Origin of the sequence: Enterobacter sp. PP-008-ECC_S150 (assembly GCF_045257065.1) — a bacterium.
In the GTDB taxonomy this organism is placed as follows: Bacteria; Pseudomonadota; Gammaproteobacteria; order Enterobacterales; family Enterobacteriaceae; genus Enterobacter; species Enterobacter chengduensis.
On sequence record NZ_JBJHHG010000002.1, the window covers coordinates 166,758 to 182,107 of the forward strand.

15 protein-coding genes and 1 pseudogene are annotated in these 15,350 nt (G+C 56.3%); 11 read left to right on the plus strand and 5 right to left on the minus strand.

Features of this window, described 5'->3' with window-relative positions:
* Positions 1–85: 85 nt before the first annotated feature.
* The 5 genes from ACJBF3_RS03470 to cydB all read left to right on the plus strand — a co-directional run bounded on the left by ACJBF3_RS03470 (position 86) and on the right by cydB (position 3,965).
* The gene (locus ACJBF3_RS03470) at positions 86–580 is read left to right on the plus strand and encodes a ferritin-like domain-containing protein (RefSeq protein ID WP_045326152.1); all 495 of its coding nucleotides are present in this window, start codon (positions 86–88) and stop codon (positions 578–580) included.
* A gap of 23 nt (positions 581–603) precedes the next feature.
* Positions 604–807, plus strand: a complete 204-nt coding sequence (locus ACJBF3_RS03475; protein ID WP_032640249.1) for a hypothetical protein — start codon at positions 604–606, stop codon at positions 805–807.
* 25 nt (positions 808–832) lie between these two features.
* Positions 833–1,339 carry a ferritin-like domain-containing protein gene (locus ACJBF3_RS03480; RefSeq protein WP_045326151.1) on the plus strand — a complete coding sequence of 169 codons (507 nt, stop codon included), beginning with the start codon at positions 833–835 and terminating at the stop codon, positions 1,337–1,339.
* A 212-nt stretch (positions 1,340–1,551) separates the two neighbouring features.
* Positions 1,552–2,955: a cytochrome ubiquinol oxidase subunit I gene (locus ACJBF3_RS03485; protein ID WP_045326150.1), complete on the plus strand. Its 1,404-nt coding sequence runs from the start codon at positions 1,552–1,554 to the stop codon at positions 2,953–2,955.
* Positions 2,955–3,965: a cytochrome d ubiquinol oxidase subunit II gene (gene cydB / locus ACJBF3_RS03490; protein ID WP_045326148.1), complete on the plus strand. Its 1,011-nt coding sequence runs from the start codon at positions 2,955–2,957 to the stop codon at positions 3,963–3,965. The genes ACJBF3_RS03485 and cydB overlap by 1 nt, the downstream gene beginning before the upstream one ends.
* Positions 3,966–3,999: 34 nt before the next feature.
* On the opposite strand, the gene ACJBF3_RS03495 is transcribed toward cydB, so the two are convergent.
* The gene (locus ACJBF3_RS03495; RefSeq protein ID WP_045326147.1) at positions 4,000–4,518 is read right to left on the minus strand and encodes a 2-oxo-tetronate isomerase; all 519 of its coding nucleotides are present in this window, start codon (positions 4,516–4,518) and stop codon (positions 4,000–4,002) included.
* 354 nt (positions 4,519–4,872) lie between these two features.
* On the opposite strand from ACJBF3_RS03495, the gene ACJBF3_RS03500 reads away from it, so the two are divergent.
* From ACJBF3_RS03500 to ACJBF3_RS03515, 4 genes are all read left to right on the plus strand, one after another.
* Positions 4,873–5,262 (plus strand): YdeI family stress tolerance OB fold protein, encoded by a 390-nt coding sequence (locus ACJBF3_RS03500; protein ID WP_045326145.1) that lies wholly within the window; start codon positions 4,873–4,875, stop codon positions 5,260–5,262.
* A gap of 52 nt (positions 5,263–5,314) precedes the next feature.
* Positions 5,315–6,196, plus strand: a complete 882-nt coding sequence (locus ACJBF3_RS03505; protein WP_045326143.1) for an SDR family oxidoreductase — start codon at positions 5,315–5,317, stop codon at positions 6,194–6,196.
* A gap of 181 nt (positions 6,197–6,377) precedes the next feature.
* The gene (locus ACJBF3_RS03510) at positions 6,378–7,301 is read left to right on the plus strand and encodes a LysR substrate-binding domain-containing protein (RefSeq protein WP_047717716.1); all 924 of its coding nucleotides are present in this window, start codon (positions 6,378–6,380) and stop codon (positions 7,299–7,301) included.
* A gap of 246 nt (positions 7,302–7,547) precedes the next feature.
* Positions 7,548–9,929, plus strand: coding sequence for a glucose/quinate/shikimate family membrane-bound PQQ-dependent dehydrogenase (locus ACJBF3_RS03515; RefSeq protein WP_045330201.1), 2,382 nt, complete (start codon positions 7,548–7,550; stop codon positions 9,927–9,929).
* A 121-nt stretch (positions 9,930–10,050) separates the two neighbouring features.
* On the opposite strand, the gene ACJBF3_RS03520 is transcribed toward ACJBF3_RS03515, so the two are convergent.
* The 3 genes from ACJBF3_RS03520 to ACJBF3_RS03530 all read right to left on the minus strand — a co-directional run bounded on the left by ACJBF3_RS03520 (position 10,051) and on the right by ACJBF3_RS03530 (position 13,328).
* On the minus strand, positions 10,051–11,742 hold the full coding sequence (locus ACJBF3_RS03520; RefSeq protein ID WP_045330199.1) for a methyl-accepting chemotaxis protein: 1,692 nt from the start codon (positions 11,740–11,742) through the stop codon (positions 10,051–10,053).
* A gap of 160 nt (positions 11,743–11,902) precedes the next feature.
* Positions 11,903–13,021 (minus strand): S-(hydroxymethyl)glutathione dehydrogenase/class III alcohol dehydrogenase, encoded by a 1,119-nt coding sequence (locus ACJBF3_RS03525; protein ID WP_045330196.1) that lies wholly within the window; start codon positions 13,019–13,021, stop codon positions 11,903–11,905.
* 31 nt (positions 13,022–13,052) lie between these two features.
* The gene (locus ACJBF3_RS03530) at positions 13,053–13,328 is read right to left on the minus strand and encodes a metal/formaldehyde-sensitive transcriptional repressor (RefSeq protein ID WP_045330193.1); all 276 of its coding nucleotides are present in this window, start codon (positions 13,326–13,328) and stop codon (positions 13,053–13,055) included.
* A gap of 230 nt (positions 13,329–13,558) precedes the next feature.
* On the opposite strand from ACJBF3_RS03530, the gene ACJBF3_RS03535 reads away from it, so the two are divergent.
* Positions 13,559–14,209, plus strand: a complete 651-nt coding sequence (locus tag ACJBF3_RS03535; protein WP_223239926.1) for a phospholipase D family protein — start codon at positions 13,559–13,561, stop codon at positions 14,207–14,209.
* A gap of 319 nt (positions 14,210–14,528) precedes the next feature.
* Here the strand turns inward: ACJBF3_RS03535 and ACJBF3_RS03540 are convergent, their stop codons facing one another.
* Positions 14,529–14,693 carry a hypothetical protein gene (locus ACJBF3_RS03540; protein WP_153247016.1) on the minus strand — a complete coding sequence of 55 codons (165 nt, stop codon included), beginning with the start codon at positions 14,691–14,693 and terminating at the stop codon, positions 14,529–14,531.
* A 164-nt stretch (positions 14,694–14,857) separates the two neighbouring features.
* On the opposite strand from ACJBF3_RS03540, the pseudogene ACJBF3_RS03545 reads away from it, so the two are divergent.
* Positions 14,858–15,313 (plus strand): annotated as a pseudogene (locus tag ACJBF3_RS03545) (GyrI-like domain-containing protein); the annotation flags it as partial.
* Between the last annotated feature and the right edge of the window lie 37 nt (positions 15,314–15,350).

The following is a 15,350-nucleotide window of genomic DNA, read 5'->3' on the forward strand; positions in this document are numbered from 1 at the left end:
AAAACTCTTTTAATAAAACCGAGAGCATGCTGCGGGCTGAAAAGCTCGCAGTACCCTTTCTTTATTTTACCGGAGCGTAATTATTATGAATATGAAAAGTATTGAGGATGTTTTTATTCATCTACTATCGGATACCTACAGTGCAGAAAAGCAGCTTACCCGTGCGCTGAGCAAGCTCGCCCGCGCCGCCTCCAGCGAGAAGCTGAGCGCCGCCTTTACCGCCCACCTGGAAGAGACTCAGGGTCAAATCGAACGTATTGACCAGATCGTCGAGCAGGAAGACGGTATTAAGATCAAACGCATGAAGTGCGTGGCGATGGAAGGCTTAATTGAAGAAGCCAACGAAGTTATCGAGAGCACGGAAAAAAATGAAGTGCGTGATGCCGCGTTAATTGCCGCCGCGCAAAAAGTCGAGCATTACGAAATAGCCAGCTACGGCACCCTTGCCACCTTAGCAGAACAGCTGGGCTATAAAAAAGCCGTTAAGCTTCTTGCCGAAACGCTGGAAGAAGAAAAAGAGACCGACCTTAAACTCACCGACCTGGCCGTTGGAAACATTAACCAAAAAGCGCAAAAATGACGCTATAACACAGGTTAAATAAAATGAGCATCAGTCCCAGGACAATTAAACGGTGCCATTTAGCGGCAGCTATAATATGGTTCATTCTCGCCATTCCTTCCGTAATATGGTGGAAGAGCAGCGTGCTGTGGGTCATTATCATTAGTATCTATGCCAATATTGTCGGCCATTTATCTGGCTACAGTGCCGCACGTGCCGATCAGGCTGCTGAAAGTGAGACCAAATAAGCGAACCCCTAATGAGGATACAATGATGAATCACGTAGAACACTACCATGACTGGCTACGCGATGCCCATGCGATGGAAAAGCAAGCCGAATCTATGCTGGAATCCATGGCCAGCCGCATCGATAATTATCCTGATGTTCGCGCCAGAATTGAACAGCATATTAATGAGACAAAACGGCAAATTACATTGCTGGAGGAAATCCTCGACCGGAATGATATTTCTCGTTCGGTCTTAAAAGACTCGATGAGCAAAATGGCGGCGCTCGGTCAATCCATCGGCGGCATGTTCCCTTCTGACGAGATCGTTAAGGGGTCAATCAGCGGCTATGTCTTCGAACAGTTTGAAATAGCCTGCTATACCTCCCTGCTCGCTGCGGCAAAAAAAGCAGGCGACGTCGCCTCGGTCCCCGCTATCGAGACGATTCTGGCGGAAGAGCTTGAAATGGCCGACTGGCTGATTCGCCACATTCCGCAAACCACGGAACAGTTCCTGCTGCGTTCAGACGCGTCGGGTGTCGAAGCGAAAAAATAGCCCGGTCTAACGCCGCCGGGAGAGGATTTTGCCAACACGGACTACACTCTATCTTTAGGTAGAGAGGTTCGCGGAAGTTGGCACGGCGATCCGCATTCCGACCTGCTCATCGGGGCCGATTCAGGCGCCGGTATAAAAACCGTAATCGGTTTTGCCGGGTAGCAAAAGCAGCCCGGCAATGCGCGTGCCCCATCGTTTCAGAGGTACGGACCATGTTCGCACTTGATGCATTCCATCTGGCCAGAATCCAGTTCGCTTTTACCGTCTCGTTCCACATCCTGTTTCCCGCGATCACCATCGGTCTCGCCAGCTACCTGGTGGTGCTGGAGGGCATGTGGCTGCGCACCAAAAACGACGTCTGGCGATCGCTATACCATTTCTGGCTAAAGATATTTGCCGTTAACTTCGGCATGGGCGTCGTTTCCGGGCTGGTGATGGCGTACCAGTTTGGCACCAACTGGAGCGGGTTCTCCCAGTTTGCGGGCAGCATTACCGGCCCGCTTCTGACCTATGAGGTGCTAACCGCCTTCTTTCTGGAGGCCGGATTCCTCGGCGTGATGATGTTTGGCTGGAACAAAGTCGGCCCCGGCCTGCACTTCTTTTCAACCTGCATGGTGGCGCTCGGCACGCTGATGTCGACCTTCTGGATCCTCGCCTCCAACAGCTGGATGCACACGCCGCAGGGGTTCACTATCGAAAACGGGCAGGTCATTCCTCAGGACTGGCTGGCGATCGTCTTTAACCCCTCCTTCCCTTACCGCCTGATTCATATGGCTATCGCCGCGTTTCTGAGCAGCGCGCTGTTTGTCGGCGCGTCCGGCGCATGGCACCTGCTGCGCGGTAACGACACGCCCGCCGTCCGGACCATGTTCTCCATGGCGATGTGGATGGCGCTGCTGGTTGCGCCCATTCAGGCGGTGGTGGGCGATATGCACGGCCTGAACACGCTTGAGCATCAGCCGGCAAAAATTGCCGCCATTGAGGGGCACTGGGAAAACCCGCCCGGCGAGGCCACCCCGCTACTGCTGTTTGGCCTGCCGGATATGGACGAGGAGCGCACCAAATACAGCCTCGAAATCCCCGCACTCGGCAGCCTTATCCTGACGCACAGCCTGGATAAGCAGGTCCCGGCGCTGAAGGATTTCCCGAAAGAGGATCGTCCCAACTCGACCATCGTTTTCTGGTCGTTCCGCATCATGGTCGGGATGGGCCTGCTGATGATTACCCTCGGCCTGCTCAGCCTCTGGCTACGCTATCGTCGCCGCCTGTTCCACTCGCGCCCCTTCCACTGGTTTGCCCTCTGCATGGGGCCTGCCGGTCTGCTGGCGCTGCTCGCGGGCTGGGTGACCACCGAAGTGGGGCGTCAGCCGTGGGTCGTCTATGGCTACCTGCGCACCATCGACGCGGTGTCGCTGCACAGCACCCTGCAGATGAGCATCAGCCTGCTGGCGTTCTACGTCGTCTACTCTTCCGTGTTCGGCGTGGGCTATGTTTACCTCATCCGGCTGATTAAAAAAGGCCCGCAGCCCGTCGATACGCTGACGTCAAACACCTCGGGCACGCCCGCCCGACCGCTTTCCGCCGCGGAGTCGGTATCAGAAGAGGAGAGAATCTGATGGGCGTCGATATCTCAGTAATCTGGTTCGCCATCATCGTCTTTGCCACGCTGATGTACATCATTATGGATGGCTTCGATCTGGGGATTGGCCTGCTGTTTAACTTCGTGGGCGATGCAAAAGAGCGCGACGTGATGGTCAACAGCGTGGCGCCCGTCTGGGACGGTAACGAGACCTGGCTGGTGCTCGGCGGCGCGGGGCTGTTCGGCGCGTTTCCGCTGGCCTATGCGGTGATTATTGATGCGCTGACCATTCCCCTCACCGCGATGCTGATTGGCCTTATTTTTCGCGGCGTCGCCTTTGAGTTCCGCTTCAAAGCCACGCCCTCACACCGCAGGTTCTGGGACTACTCCTTTGCCGGCGGCTCCCTGCTCGCCACCTTCAGCCAGGGCGTGGTGGTAGGCGCCGTGATCAACGGCTTCGACGTTGAGGGGCGGCGGTTTGTGGGTTCGGCGCTGGACTGGCTCACCCCCTTCAACCTCTTCTGCGGCATCGGGCTGGTCGTCGCCTACACGCTTCTGGGCACCACCTGGCTGATTATGAAAAGCGAGGGCGCGCTGCAGGCCCGCATGCGCGAACTGACCCGCCACGTGCTGCTGGCCCTGATGGTGGTTATCGCGGTGGTCAGCGTCTGGACGCCGCTCGGCTGGCAGTACGTCGCCGACCGCTGGTTTACCCTGCCCAACTTCTTCTGGTTCCTGCCGGTTCCTCTGCTGGTCGGGATCTTCAGCGTGCTGATCTGGCGGCTGACCCGCAACCCGGCCAGCCACTCCCGCCCCTTCCTGCTGACGCTGGGGCTGATCTTCCTCGGGTTTAGCGGACTGGGCATCAGCCTCTGGCCAAACATTATCCCGCCGCGCATTACCCTGTGGGAGGCCGCGGCCCCGCCTGCCAGCCAGCTGTTTATGCTGGTCGGGACGTTACTGATTATCCCGGTGATCCTGGTTTACACCGCCTGGAGCTACTACGTCTTCCGGGGCAAGGTTTCGGATACTGAAGGCTACCACTGAGGAACGCGATGGTAGCCGCCGTGTCCGCCTGAAATCAACCGCGAGGGCGTTTCGACAAGATGGCTACCAGTTCAGCCAGCGAAAAATGTACCGCTTTTTCCACAACATCCTGACATTCGCCGGAAAACAGCACGGTGCGGGTTTGCGTCTCACCGCGGATGTTCCACGCAAAGCAGACCGTCCCCGCCGCCGTGCCATCGTCGCCTCCTTCTGGCCCCGCGTAGCCGCTGATGGCGATGCTAATATCGGCCTGGGCAATGTCGCGGATGCTGGCGGCCATTTCGGTTACCGTCCGTTCACTCACGGCGGTGTATCGCGCGAGCGTCTCAGGACGAACGCCCAGGATCCGCGTTTTGGCATCATCGCTGAACACCACCAGGCCAACATCATAAAAATCGGCCGTGTTCTCTTCCGCACAAAGCGCAACCGAGAGCTTTCCCCCGGTACAGGATTCCGCCGTGGTTAAGCGAAGCCCGAGATCGGTTAATTTGTTCGCAAGTTTTTTCGTCAGTTCACCTACGGTATTATTACTGTCGTGAAAAAGAGTGCTCATCTTTCCCCCTTTGATTTCTCGAAAGGAATAATTTAAATGTGATGATTGCGTTCTAACCTGGCAGATTTAATTTCCCCCATGTTTTTAATGCTATTATTCTTTCACCCCAACCATAGCCAACATAACAATAAAATCCATCTGACGATGCGCGTATTCAAACGTCAGCAAGCGATAACTCTCATCTATCCCTGGCAACTTTTCACCTCACGCTTCACGGTCATCGACATCGCTTCGCTTATTTTCAGATGCTCATGATTTTCAATGAGAATGTTTTTAGGACTTATCACATTTGCCACATAGAGAAATAGCAACAATACTTAACAAGTCAAGACACGATAAAATGAAGGATAGCAGATGAAATTATCCCCTTGTTACGCTTTATTAATATTTCTGGTTCCGGCTGCCTGGGCGGATAATAACGGCGGGTTACAAAAAGGCGACGCACCGCCGCCACCCCACGCGCTGGATAGCGGATATCGTGGAACTGACGATGCGCGTATTATGACCATCAATCAGGCAAAACAAATGCACGACGGTGCGACAATTTCATTGCGCGGTAATCTTATTGACGGTAGCGGCGATAGGTTTGTATTTCAGGATAAAACCGGAAAAATCGACGTTATTATTCCCCAGGCAGTCTTCGACGGCAGAACGGTTAAACCCGATCAGATGATCAGCATCAACGGTTCGCTTGATAAAAAATCATCTCCTGCCGTCGTCCGTGTCGATCGTTTACAGAAATAATTCAGCGAAGCGTTAACGCTGCAACTATCCATCAAGGCTTAAGGAGTCAGCTATGAGTGATACACAACGTAAGAACGCTTACCCGCAACCCCCGTTCCCGGAACAGCCGCAAACGCCGCCGGGGCTGGCGTCAGAGATGCAACCCGTTCCCGATCATGGGGAAACCAGCTATAAAGGACACAGCCGCCTCGCAGGCAAAAAAGCGCTGATCACCGGCGGTGACTCCGGTATCGGTCGCGCCGTGGCCATCGCCTATGCCCGCGAAGGTGCTGACGTCGCCATCAACTACCTGCCGGAAGAGGAAAAGGACGCCGCAGAGGTCATCGACCTGATCAAAGCGGAAGGCCGTAAGGCCGTCGCGCTGCCGGGGGATATTCGGGACGAAACCTTCTGCCAGAATCTGGTCGAAGAAGCCGTCTCTAAGCTGGGCGGGCTGGATATTTTGATCAACAACGCTGGCCGTCAGCAGTACCGGGAATCTCTGGAAGAGCTGACCACCGAAGACTTTGACGCCACGTTTAAAACTAACGTTTACGCGCCTTTCTGGATCACCAAGGCGGCGCTGCGCCACCTGAAAGCCTCGTCCGTTATCATTAACACCTCCTCCGTTCAGGCGGTGAAGCCCAGCCCCGTATTACTGGACTACGCCCAGACGAAGGCCTGCCTGGCGGTGTTTACCAAGTCTTTAGCCAAACAGCTGGGTCCTAAGGGCATCCGGGTCAACGCGGTTGCCCCCGGTCCTTACTGGACCGTTCTCCAGTCCAGCGGCGGGCAGCCGATGGATAAGGTGAAGGAGTTTGGGGGCGATACGCCGCTGGGACGTCCTGGCCAGCCGGTTGAGATTGCCCCGCTGTACGTCACGCTGGCATCGGATGAATGTTCGTTTACGTCCGGCCAGGTGTGGTGCTCTGACGGCGGTGACGGGGTAATCTAACCGCATAACCCTTTCCCATCAGCAATGAGCAATAAATGAACAGGGACGTTCGCTTTTGCTCCCCCGCCTAAAAACATGTTGTAACTCAAACAGATCAAATGTTAAAAATATTTTGCTATCAAGTTATCAAATTTAAACAACTTAACTTGTCACCCGCATCGCTCTGTTTTTAACATCGCCTATGGAAAAAAATGGTCTGTTCAGTCAGCGCATACGCTTGCGCCATTTGCATACATTTGTGGCCGTCGCTCAACAGGGAACGCTGGGGCGCGCGGCTGAAACTCTCAACCTGAGCCAGCCTGCGCTCTCGAAAACCCTCAACGAGCTGGAACAGCTGACCGGCGCGCGTCTTTTCGACCGCGGTCGGTTGGGCGCGCAGCTTACCATCGTGGGCGAACAGTTCCTGACGCACGCCGTTAAGGTGCTGGATGCGCTCAATACCGCAGGCCAGTCGCTGCACAGAAAAGAGGAGATCTCCAGTGAGGTGGTGCGCGTGGGTGCCCTGCCCACCGCCGCGCTGGGCATTCTTCCGCCGGTGATTGGCCAGTTCCACAAGCAGCAGCGGCATACCACGATTCAGGTCGCCACCATGAATAACACCATGCTGCTCGCGGGGTTGAAATCCGGCGAGCTGGATATCGGTATCGGCCGCATGTCCGATCCTGAACTGATGGGCGGCCTTAATTACGAACTGCTGTTCCTTGAATCCCTGAAGCTGGTGGTTCGTCCCGATCACCCCCTGCTGCAGGATACGGTGACCTTAAGCCGCGTCATGGAGTGGCCGGTTGTGGTGTGCCCGAAAGGAACCGTTCCGCGCCAGTCCGCCGAAAGCCTGCTGCAAATGCAGGGGTGTACGTTACCCTCCGGGTGTATCGAAACGCTCTCGGCCTCGCTTTCACGCCAGCTAACCCTCGATTATGACTACGTCTGGTTCGTTCCCTCCGGCGCGGTTAAAGATGACCTGCGCCAGGGCACGCTGACCGCTCTCCCGGTAACGGCCCCCGGCGCCGGTGAACCTATCGGCATTTTGACCCGGGTAGATGCCCCTCTCTCAACGGGTGCGCAGACGCTGCTCAGCGCCATCCGTAAATCGATGCCGGTTTAACCCCTCACTCTGGCCCTCTCCCCTCAGAGGAGAGCGGGCCGTCCCGTGCGTTAATCAAATAATGCGGAATAAATCATTAACAATTGCGTAAAACAATTTAACAGTTTTATGATATCGGTGAATTCACCAAATGGTTCGCAAATCATTTTATAAACCCGAATTCATTCGTATATAACATTATCCCCTCCGCATTTATTACCCAACTGGTACACACCCGACACGGCGGGGGGCGCTAAGGAGAGAGAAATGGCATTTGGCAGCGCGCCGCGCGGGATACCTCGTATTCTGCAGTGGCTTCTTGCCGGACTGATGATGCTCATCGGTCTGGCCGTCGGCGGCTTGGGCTTTAAGCTCGCCACCGTGGGCGGAAGTCTTTACTTCCTGATAATGGGCGTGGTAATGGTGATTGCCGCGATCCTGATTTTCCTCAACCGCACCAGCGGGATCGTGCTTTACGGCATCGCGTTTATCGCCTCGCTGTTCTGGGCGGTAAGCGATGCGGGCTGGGACTTCTGGCCGCTCTTCTCCCGCCTGTTTACCTTTGCCGTACTGGCGTTCCTGAGCGCCATCGTCTGGCCCTTCCTGCGCACGGCAAACCACACAGCACCGAACAAGGCGCCCGCGTTTGGCGTCGCGGCCGTGCTCGCGCTGGCAATGCTGGTCAGCCTGGGCTGGATGTTTAAGCCGCAAACCCTCGTGGCGGCGAACGAGCCCGTCCCAGTGAAGCCCGTCTCGCCCGGCGAGCAGCAAAAGAACTGGGAGCACTGGGGCAACACCACCCACGGCGATCGCTTTGCCGCGCTGGACCAGATTAACAAGCAAAACGTCAACTCGCTGAAAGTCGCGTGGGTGGCTCACACCGGCGATATCCCGCAGAGCAACGGCTCAGGCGCGGAAGATCAGAACACGCCGCTGCAGATTGGCGACACGCTCTATGTCTGTACTCCGTACAGTAAGGTGCTGGCGCTGGACGTGGATTCCGGTAAAGAAAAATGGCGCTACGACTCGAAAGCCACCGCGCCTAACTGGCAGCGCTGCCGCGGACTTGGCTATTTTGAAGATCGCTCAAGCGTGACAACGTCACAAGCAGAAACACAGCCTGCTGCCTGCCCTCGCCGCCTGTTCCTGCCGACCACCGATGCCCGCCTGATTGCCATCAATGCGGATAACGGCAAGGTCTGCGACGACTTCGGCGACCACGGTATCGTGGATCTGAGCGTCGGCATGGGCGAAATCAAACCTGGATACTATCAGCAGACCTCCACGCCGCTGGTCGCCGGGAACGTCGTTGTCGTCGGCGGTCGCGTCGCGGATAACTTCTCCACCGGCGAACCGCCGGGCGTGGTCCGCGCGTATGACGTTCACACCGGCAAGCTGGCCTGGGCGTGGGATCCGGGTAATCCGAACCTGACCGGCCTGCCGCCGGAAGGTCAAACCTACACCCGCGGCACGCCGAACGTCTGGTCGGCGATGTCCTACGACGCCAAACTGAACCTGATCTACCTGCCAACCGGTAACGCCACGCCAGACTTCTGGGCGGGCGAGCGTACCGCGCTGGACGACAAGTACAGTTCCTCCATCGTCGCCGTTGACGCGGCCACCGGTCAGGTACGCTGGCATTTCCAGACGACCCACCACGATCTCTGGGACTTTGACCTCCCTTCCCAGCCGCTGCTGTACGACCTGCCTGACGGTAAAGGCGGCACCACGCCTGTACTGGTGCAGACCAGCAAGCAGGGCATGATCTTCATGCTTAACCGCGAAACCGGCAAGCCGGTGGCGAAGGTGGAAGAACGTCCGGTACCGGCCGGTAACGTTGAGGGTGAACGCTACTCGCCGACCCAGCCGTATTCCGTGGGCATGCCGATGATCGGCAACCAGACGCTGACCGAATCCGACATGTGGGGCGCGACCCCTGTCGACCTGCTGCTGTGCCGCATTCAGTTTAAAGAGATGCGTCATCAGGGCGTCTTCACCCCGCCGGGTCTCGACCGTTCCCTGCAGTTCCCCGGCTCGCTCGGCGGGATGAACTGGGGCAGCGTCTCGGTTGACCCGAACAACAGCCTGATGTTCGTCAACGATATGCGCCTGGGGCTGGCAAACTACATGGTGCCGCGCGCGAACGTGGCGAAAAACGCCAGCGGCATTGAGATGGGTATCGTCCCGATGGACGGCACGCCGTTCGGCGCCATGCGCGAACGCTTCCTTTCGCCGCTGGGCATTCCGTGCCAGAAGCCGCCGTTTGGCACCATGTCAGCGGTTGACCTGAAAACCGGCAAGCTGGTGTGGCAGGTTCCTGTCGGTACGGTGGAAGATACCGGCCCGCTGGGCATTCGCATGCACATGCCGATCCCAATCGGGATGCCAACGCTGGGCGCGTCGCTCTCTACCCAGTCCGGCCTGCTGTTCTTCGCCGGCACCCAGGATTTCTACCTGCGCGCGTTTGATACCGCCACCGGGAAAGAGATCTGGAAAGACCGTCTGCCTGTCGGCAGCCAGTCCGGCCCGATGACCTACGTGTCGCCGAAAACCGGCAAACAGTACATCATCATCAACGCCGGGGGCGCTCGTCAGTCGCCGGACCGCGGTGATTACGTTATCGCGTACGCGTTACCTGATAAGAAGTAACCGATGAAAAAAGGGACCTTTTGGTCCCTTTTTTTTGCCCGGTGGCGCTTCGCTTACGCGGGCCTACAGGCCGGATTTTGTAGGTCGGGTAAGCGAAGCGCCACCCGACACGGCTGGCGACTCAGAACGTCTCCCAGTTATCCCCGGAAACCGTCGCCGCAGGACGCAACGGCACGTTCTGCGCCACCGGTACAGCCGTCACCGCGCGGCCCTGCTTCGCGCCGCTCAAACGAAACGCTCCCACCGCCTCGGTCAGACGCGCGCCCTGTTCTTCAAGAGACGCGGCCGCCGCGGAGGCTTCTTCCACCAGCGAGGCGTTCTGCTGGGTCACTTTATCCATCTCCGAAATCGCCTGGCTGACCTGCACGATACCGCGGCTCTGCTCATCCGAGGCGGCGGCAATCTCCAGCATGATATCGGTGACGCGCTTAACGGCGTCGACGATTTCATTCATGGTGTTACCGGCGGCGACAACCTCACCGGAGCCCTGGTCGATAAGCGAAACGGATTCGTTGATCAGGCCTTCAATCTCTTTTGCAGCATTCGCGCTGCGGCTTGCCAGGGTGCGGACTTCACTGGCCACCACGGCAAATCCGCGCCCCTGTTCACCCGCCCGCGCCGCTTCCACCGCCGCGTTCAGCGCCAGAATATTGGTCTGGAAGGCAATGCTGTTAATCACGGCGGTAATCTCAGAGATCTTCTTCGAACTGCTGGAGATGTTGCCCATGGTTTTCACCACGCCGGAGACCATCTGGCCGCCGCGGCTGGCCTTACCGGACGCATCTTCCGCCAGCTTGCTGGCATGATGGGCGTTATCGGCGTTCTGTTTTACCGTCGCGGTCAGCTGTTCCATGCTCGCCGCCGTCTGCTCAATGGCCGCAGCCTGCTGCTCGGTGCGCGAAGAGAGATCGGTATTACCGGCAGAAATCTCGCTGGTGCCGCGGTAGATTTCTTCCGCCCCCTGGCGCACGGTGCCTACGGTGTTTTCAAGCGAGTGCTGCATGGTTTGCAGATCGCGCGTCAGGCGCCCAATTTCGCTGCGGCCCGCCGCGTCGTCCGGCATCGTCAGGTCGCCTTTGGCGATATTCTCGATACGTTTCGCTGCACGCTGCAGCGGATGAATGACCGTGCGGCGCAGCACCACAAAGGTCATCGCCGTCAGCACCAGCGCCAGGGCAAACGCGCCCACCATAAACATCAGCCCCAGCTGCGTGCGGCTGTGCGCCTGCGCTGTCAGCGCACTCGCGCGGTCGGTACGGATCTTAATCGCCTTCAGCAGCACGGCGTTGTAGGCGTCATCCAGCGGGCGAGCCGTTTCGTTTTCGTGGTTGATAATCGCTTCGAACATGCCGTTTTTGGCGAACTTCACCATCGGCTGCATACCCGCGATATAGGCGTCGTAGCGCGCTTTCAGCTCAGTATCCAGCGCTTCGTCCTCAGCGGTTCGCACGGCACGATTGATGTAGGCGGTAAAGCTATCCTGGGACTGCTTAATGCGGGTTTCCGCCTCGCTGATGTTCTGCTTCATCGCATCCATCTCCGCGATACGGCTTGCCGCACCGGCGTGGATCAGGTTGATACGCGCGGTTCGCAGATGGTTTGAGCTGTTCGACAGCCCCATACGCACCTGAATTTCGGATGTGACATCCTGCTGGTCGCGATCGGCCTGCAGCAGGAAATACCCCGCCAGACCCGAGCTCAAGGCAAACAGAAGAATAATGCCACCGAGAATGGAGGAAAACAGCGGAACCAGCCTGATGTGATGCAAGAAGCCCAGCGTGCGCTGCGGCTGCATCGAAGAAGTGTTGTCCATGACCGTCGACTCTCTTGTAGGGAAGATGCGTAAAAACGTGCGTGTTAAGTAGTCATCGGCACGGTGGGGATTAAGATTACGGCTAAAAACGCCGCACTGGTCACACTTTAGAGAAGATTATTAAAGCAATGCCAGCGGCGAAAAACCGCTGGCAGAAGAGTTACTTGTCGCCGAAGTGGATAACGGTACGGATAGATTTTCCGTCGTGCATCAGATCGAACGCCTCGTTGATCTGCTCCAGCGGCAAACGGTGGGTAATGAACGGATCGAGCTGAATCTTGCCGACCATCGCATCTTCAACCATACCCGGAAGCTGGGTGCGCCCCTTGACGCCGCCAAATGCAGAACCGCGCCATACGCGCCCGGTGACCAGCTGGAATGGACGGGTTTTAATTTCCTGACCCGCACCGGCTACGCCAATGATGATGCTCTCGCCCCAGCCTTTGTGGCAACATTCGAGCGCGGAACGCATCACGTTGACGTTGCCGATACATTCGAAGCTGAAGTCTACGCCGCCGTCGGTCATCTCAACGATGACGTCCTGAATGGGTTTTTCGTGATCTTTCGGGTTCACGAAATCGGTCGCGCCCATTTTACCCGCCAGCCTGAATTTCTCCGGGTTAGTGTCGACCGCGATGATACGCCCGGCCTTCGCCTGCACCGCGCCCTGAATCACCGCCAGACCGATGCCGCCAAGACCGAACACCGCCACGGTGTCGCCCTCTTTGACCTTTGCCGTGTTATGCACCGCGCCAATACCGGTGGTCACGCCGCAGCCCAGCAGGCAGACTTTATCCAGCGGCGCCTGCGGGTTCACCTTCGCCAGCGAGATCTCCGCGCAAACGGTGTATTCGCTGAAGGTGCTGGTGCCCATGTAGTGATAAACAGGCTCGCCGTTATAAGAGAAGCGGGTGGTGCCGTCCGGCATCAGCCCTTTCCCCTGCGTGGCGCGAACGGCCTGGCAGAGGTTAGTTTTGCCGGATTTACAGAACTTGCACTCGCCGCACTCCGCCGTGTAGAGCGGAATCACGTGATCGCCCGGCTTCAGGCTGGTCACGCCCTCGCCCACTTCCACCACAACGCCGCCGCCTTCATGTCCGAGTACGGCCGGGAAAACGCCTTCCGGGTCGTCGCCCGAGAGGGTAAACGCATCGGTATGGCACACGCCGGTATGGGTGATTTTGATCAGCACTTCGCCTTTTTTCGGCGGTGCCACATCGATTTCAACGATTTTGAGCGGCTGGCCGGGGCCAAATGCGACAGCAGCGCGAGATTTCATATGTCTTCCCTTTTTTGTCAGGTGTGTGGGTTTATTTTAGATAAGAGCGCAGTAAATGGCCGACTTCCGCCATGCGAACGGCTCGCTGGTCCGGCGTTGTCTCTCCCGCCACCAGCTCGTCTTTGAGGTGAATTTCAACCATTTCGCCCATCAGGCCATTGGCAGCTCCGCGCACGGCGGCAATTTGTTGCAGGATGGACAGACAGGGATCCCCCGCCTCCAGCGCGCGTTCAAGGGCATCAACCTGGCCCCGAATACGACGGACGCGAGTAAGAATACGTTTTTTATCTTCGGGTGAATGCGGCATACGCCCTCCTGATACTATAGGGGGGTATGGTATTTTACTTATCTGTCGATGTAAACCTTCTGTTTCCGTTTCAACAACAGCGTATCTACTGCATATCATCAACCAAGCAAATGAAACATTAAAAAGGTATAAAATACTGAAATATATTATTTTTAAATAACATTATTTGCCTAACCGAATTGAAGCTCCCTTTGTTTAGTGACGATTTCATATACAGCAGGAGTTAAAACATGGCATGGAACAAACACGCAGCAGCCCTGCACGCACGCCATAATGCCGGCACTTCATCGCAAAGACGCTGTGGAGCATTTATGCGTAAGGCAATACGTGCAGGTGGCGTGGATATTGGCAATACACCCAACGCAAAAGACTATGGTAGTAACCTTGAACAAGCAGGTTTTCGAGTTTTAGGACAAAGTGAAACATTTTCTGCGTCTCAGAACGCGTTACAGCTCGTTTTGAGCACCATTAACAGCGTCAGGCTCAACATTGACGTTGCGGCTTACAGCTTCACCAGTAAGCCGGTGGCGACGGCGCTCGTCGCGGCCAAACGTCGTGGGGTGGCCGTGCGGGTAGTGGCTGATGAAAAGAGTAACACCGGCAAATACACCGCCGTTACGTACCTTGCAAACCAGGGCGTGCCGGTGCGGCTTAATGGCCGGTACGCCATCATGAACAATAAATTTATGGTTGTTGATGGCGACACGGTACAACCCGGATCATTTAACTACACGGCCAGTGCCTTAAGCCGCAACGCCGAAAACGTGCTGCTGATTCAGGAGGTTCCGGAGCTGGCAGCAACGTATCAGGGGGAATTTAACAGGCTGTGGAACGAATCTGAAAGGAAGTCAGGCAACCTTAATTACCTGGACATGGCTTGATCCATGAACATAATAACATTAAAAATAACATGGATATGGTGAACTGAATGTTATCAAGTGTTGATTTTAGTGGCATGGGAATGTTTCTGTTCCTGCACGCAATTATTATATTAATTACTCCGGTTTGCTTAATTGCAGGTATCGCAAAATTCAAACATGACAGCGGTAAGGTATCTCTTTATGTCGGGATAGGCTTGAGCTTATACCTAGTAAAGTTGTTCTGTATTGATTAGACTCCCCCTGGAATTTTTGAGAATAGGCTCCTGTTACTGAAAAAGCCCAGTCTCTGGACTGACCCCAGAATGTTGGACAGTTCATGTTAAGCGGCTTTTATACCCTGCCGGTGCAATCTTATGAGGAGCTTTATCACGTCAATCGCAGAATGACCACCGTAGTTCTGGCGTGTCTGCCCCTCTTCTGATTCAGTAACAATGATGGTTTCCAGCGTTTCCTTAGCCAGTTCACGCAGATCGCTTAACGTCATCCCTGTATCGCGTGAATGCATGCAGCGAGTGATCTGGTTTGCTACATCCTGACAAAGCCCCTCTACAGCATCGCGATATGCCAGGCGATGGCAGCGGTTATATTCGATATCGTAAATCAGTTTTGCGATCGCTGTCTTAACGGTTTTGACTTCTGGAAATTAAGATTGTCGATTTCCCACAGACCCAAGTGGCAATGCTGCAGCACCGTGGCAGTCCGGATCGGGTTAATGACAGCGCGGCGAAGTTTATTGCCTGGCGTAAAACCACGGGCTTATCGCCAGTACACGAAAGCAGCACGTTTGGCATTGCCTGGGATGACCCGGCAACTACGCCAGCAGACGCCTTTCGTTTCGATATCTGCGGCAGAATCCCGGAACCGATACCAGAGAATGAATTTGGCGTTTCCAGTGGTGAAATTGACGGCGGACGCTACGCCGTCGGGCGCCACACCGGTTCGCTGGATACCATTTCCGCCACGGTGTGGTCGATGTTTCGCGACTGGCTACCGGCCAGCGGCGAAACGCTGCGCGATGCCCCGGTATTTTTCCACTACCTCAACTTTATTCACGAGGTGCCGGAACACGCGCTGCAAACGGATATCTACCTGCCGTTAAATTGACGATCCGTTACAGACCGTCCTTTCTGCCGGGTGGCAC

Bases quoted from the DNA above. Each gene is read 5' to 3' on its own strand.
- ACJBF3_RS03470 (WP_045326152.1), top strand. From the start codon at position 86: ATGAATATGAAAAGTATTGAGGATGTTTTTATTCATCTACTATCGGAT.
- ACJBF3_RS03475 (WP_032640249.1), top strand. From the start codon at position 604: ATGAGCATCAGTCCCAGGACAATTAAACGGTGCCATTTAGCGGCAGCT.
- ACJBF3_RS03480 (WP_045326151.1), top strand. From the start codon at position 833: ATGAATCACGTAGAACACTACCATGACTGGCTACGCGATGCCCATGCG.
- ACJBF3_RS03485 (WP_045326150.1), top strand. From the start codon at position 1,552: ATGTTCGCACTTGATGCATTCCATCTGGCCAGAATCCAGTTCGCTTTT.
- cydB (WP_045326148.1), top strand. From the start codon at position 2,955: ATGGGCGTCGATATCTCAGTAATCTGGTTCGCCATCATCGTCTTTGCC.
- ACJBF3_RS03495 (WP_045326147.1), bottom strand. From the start codon at position 4,518: ATGAGCACTCTTTTTCACGACAGTAATAATACCGTAGGTGAACTGACG.
- ACJBF3_RS03500 (WP_045326145.1), top strand. From the start codon at position 4,873: ATGAAATTATCCCCTTGTTACGCTTTATTAATATTTCTGGTTCCGGCT.
- ACJBF3_RS03505 (WP_045326143.1), top strand. From the start codon at position 5,315: ATGAGTGATACACAACGTAAGAACGCTTACCCGCAACCCCCGTTCCCG.
- ACJBF3_RS03510 (WP_047717716.1), top strand. From the start codon at position 6,378: ATGGAAAAAAATGGTCTGTTCAGTCAGCGCATACGCTTGCGCCATTTG.
- ACJBF3_RS03515 (WP_045330201.1), top strand. From the start codon at position 7,548: ATGGCATTTGGCAGCGCGCCGCGCGGGATACCTCGTATTCTGCAGTGG.
- ACJBF3_RS03520 (WP_045330199.1), bottom strand. From the start codon at position 11,742: ATGGACAACACTTCTTCGATGCAGCCGCAGCGCACGCTGGGCTTCTTG.
- ACJBF3_RS03525 (WP_045330196.1), bottom strand. From the start codon at position 13,021: ATGAAATCTCGCGCTGCTGTCGCATTTGGCCCCGGCCAGCCGCTCAAA.
- ACJBF3_RS03530 (WP_045330193.1), bottom strand. From the start codon at position 13,328: ATGCCGCATTCACCCGAAGATAAAAAACGTATTCTTACTCGCGTCCGT.
- ACJBF3_RS03535 (WP_223239926.1), top strand. From the start codon at position 13,559: ATGGCATGGAACAAACACGCAGCAGCCCTGCACGCACGCCATAATGCC.
- ACJBF3_RS03540 (WP_153247016.1), bottom strand. From the start codon at position 14,693: ATGACGTTAAGCGATCTGCGTGAACTGGCTAAGGAAACGCTGGAAACC.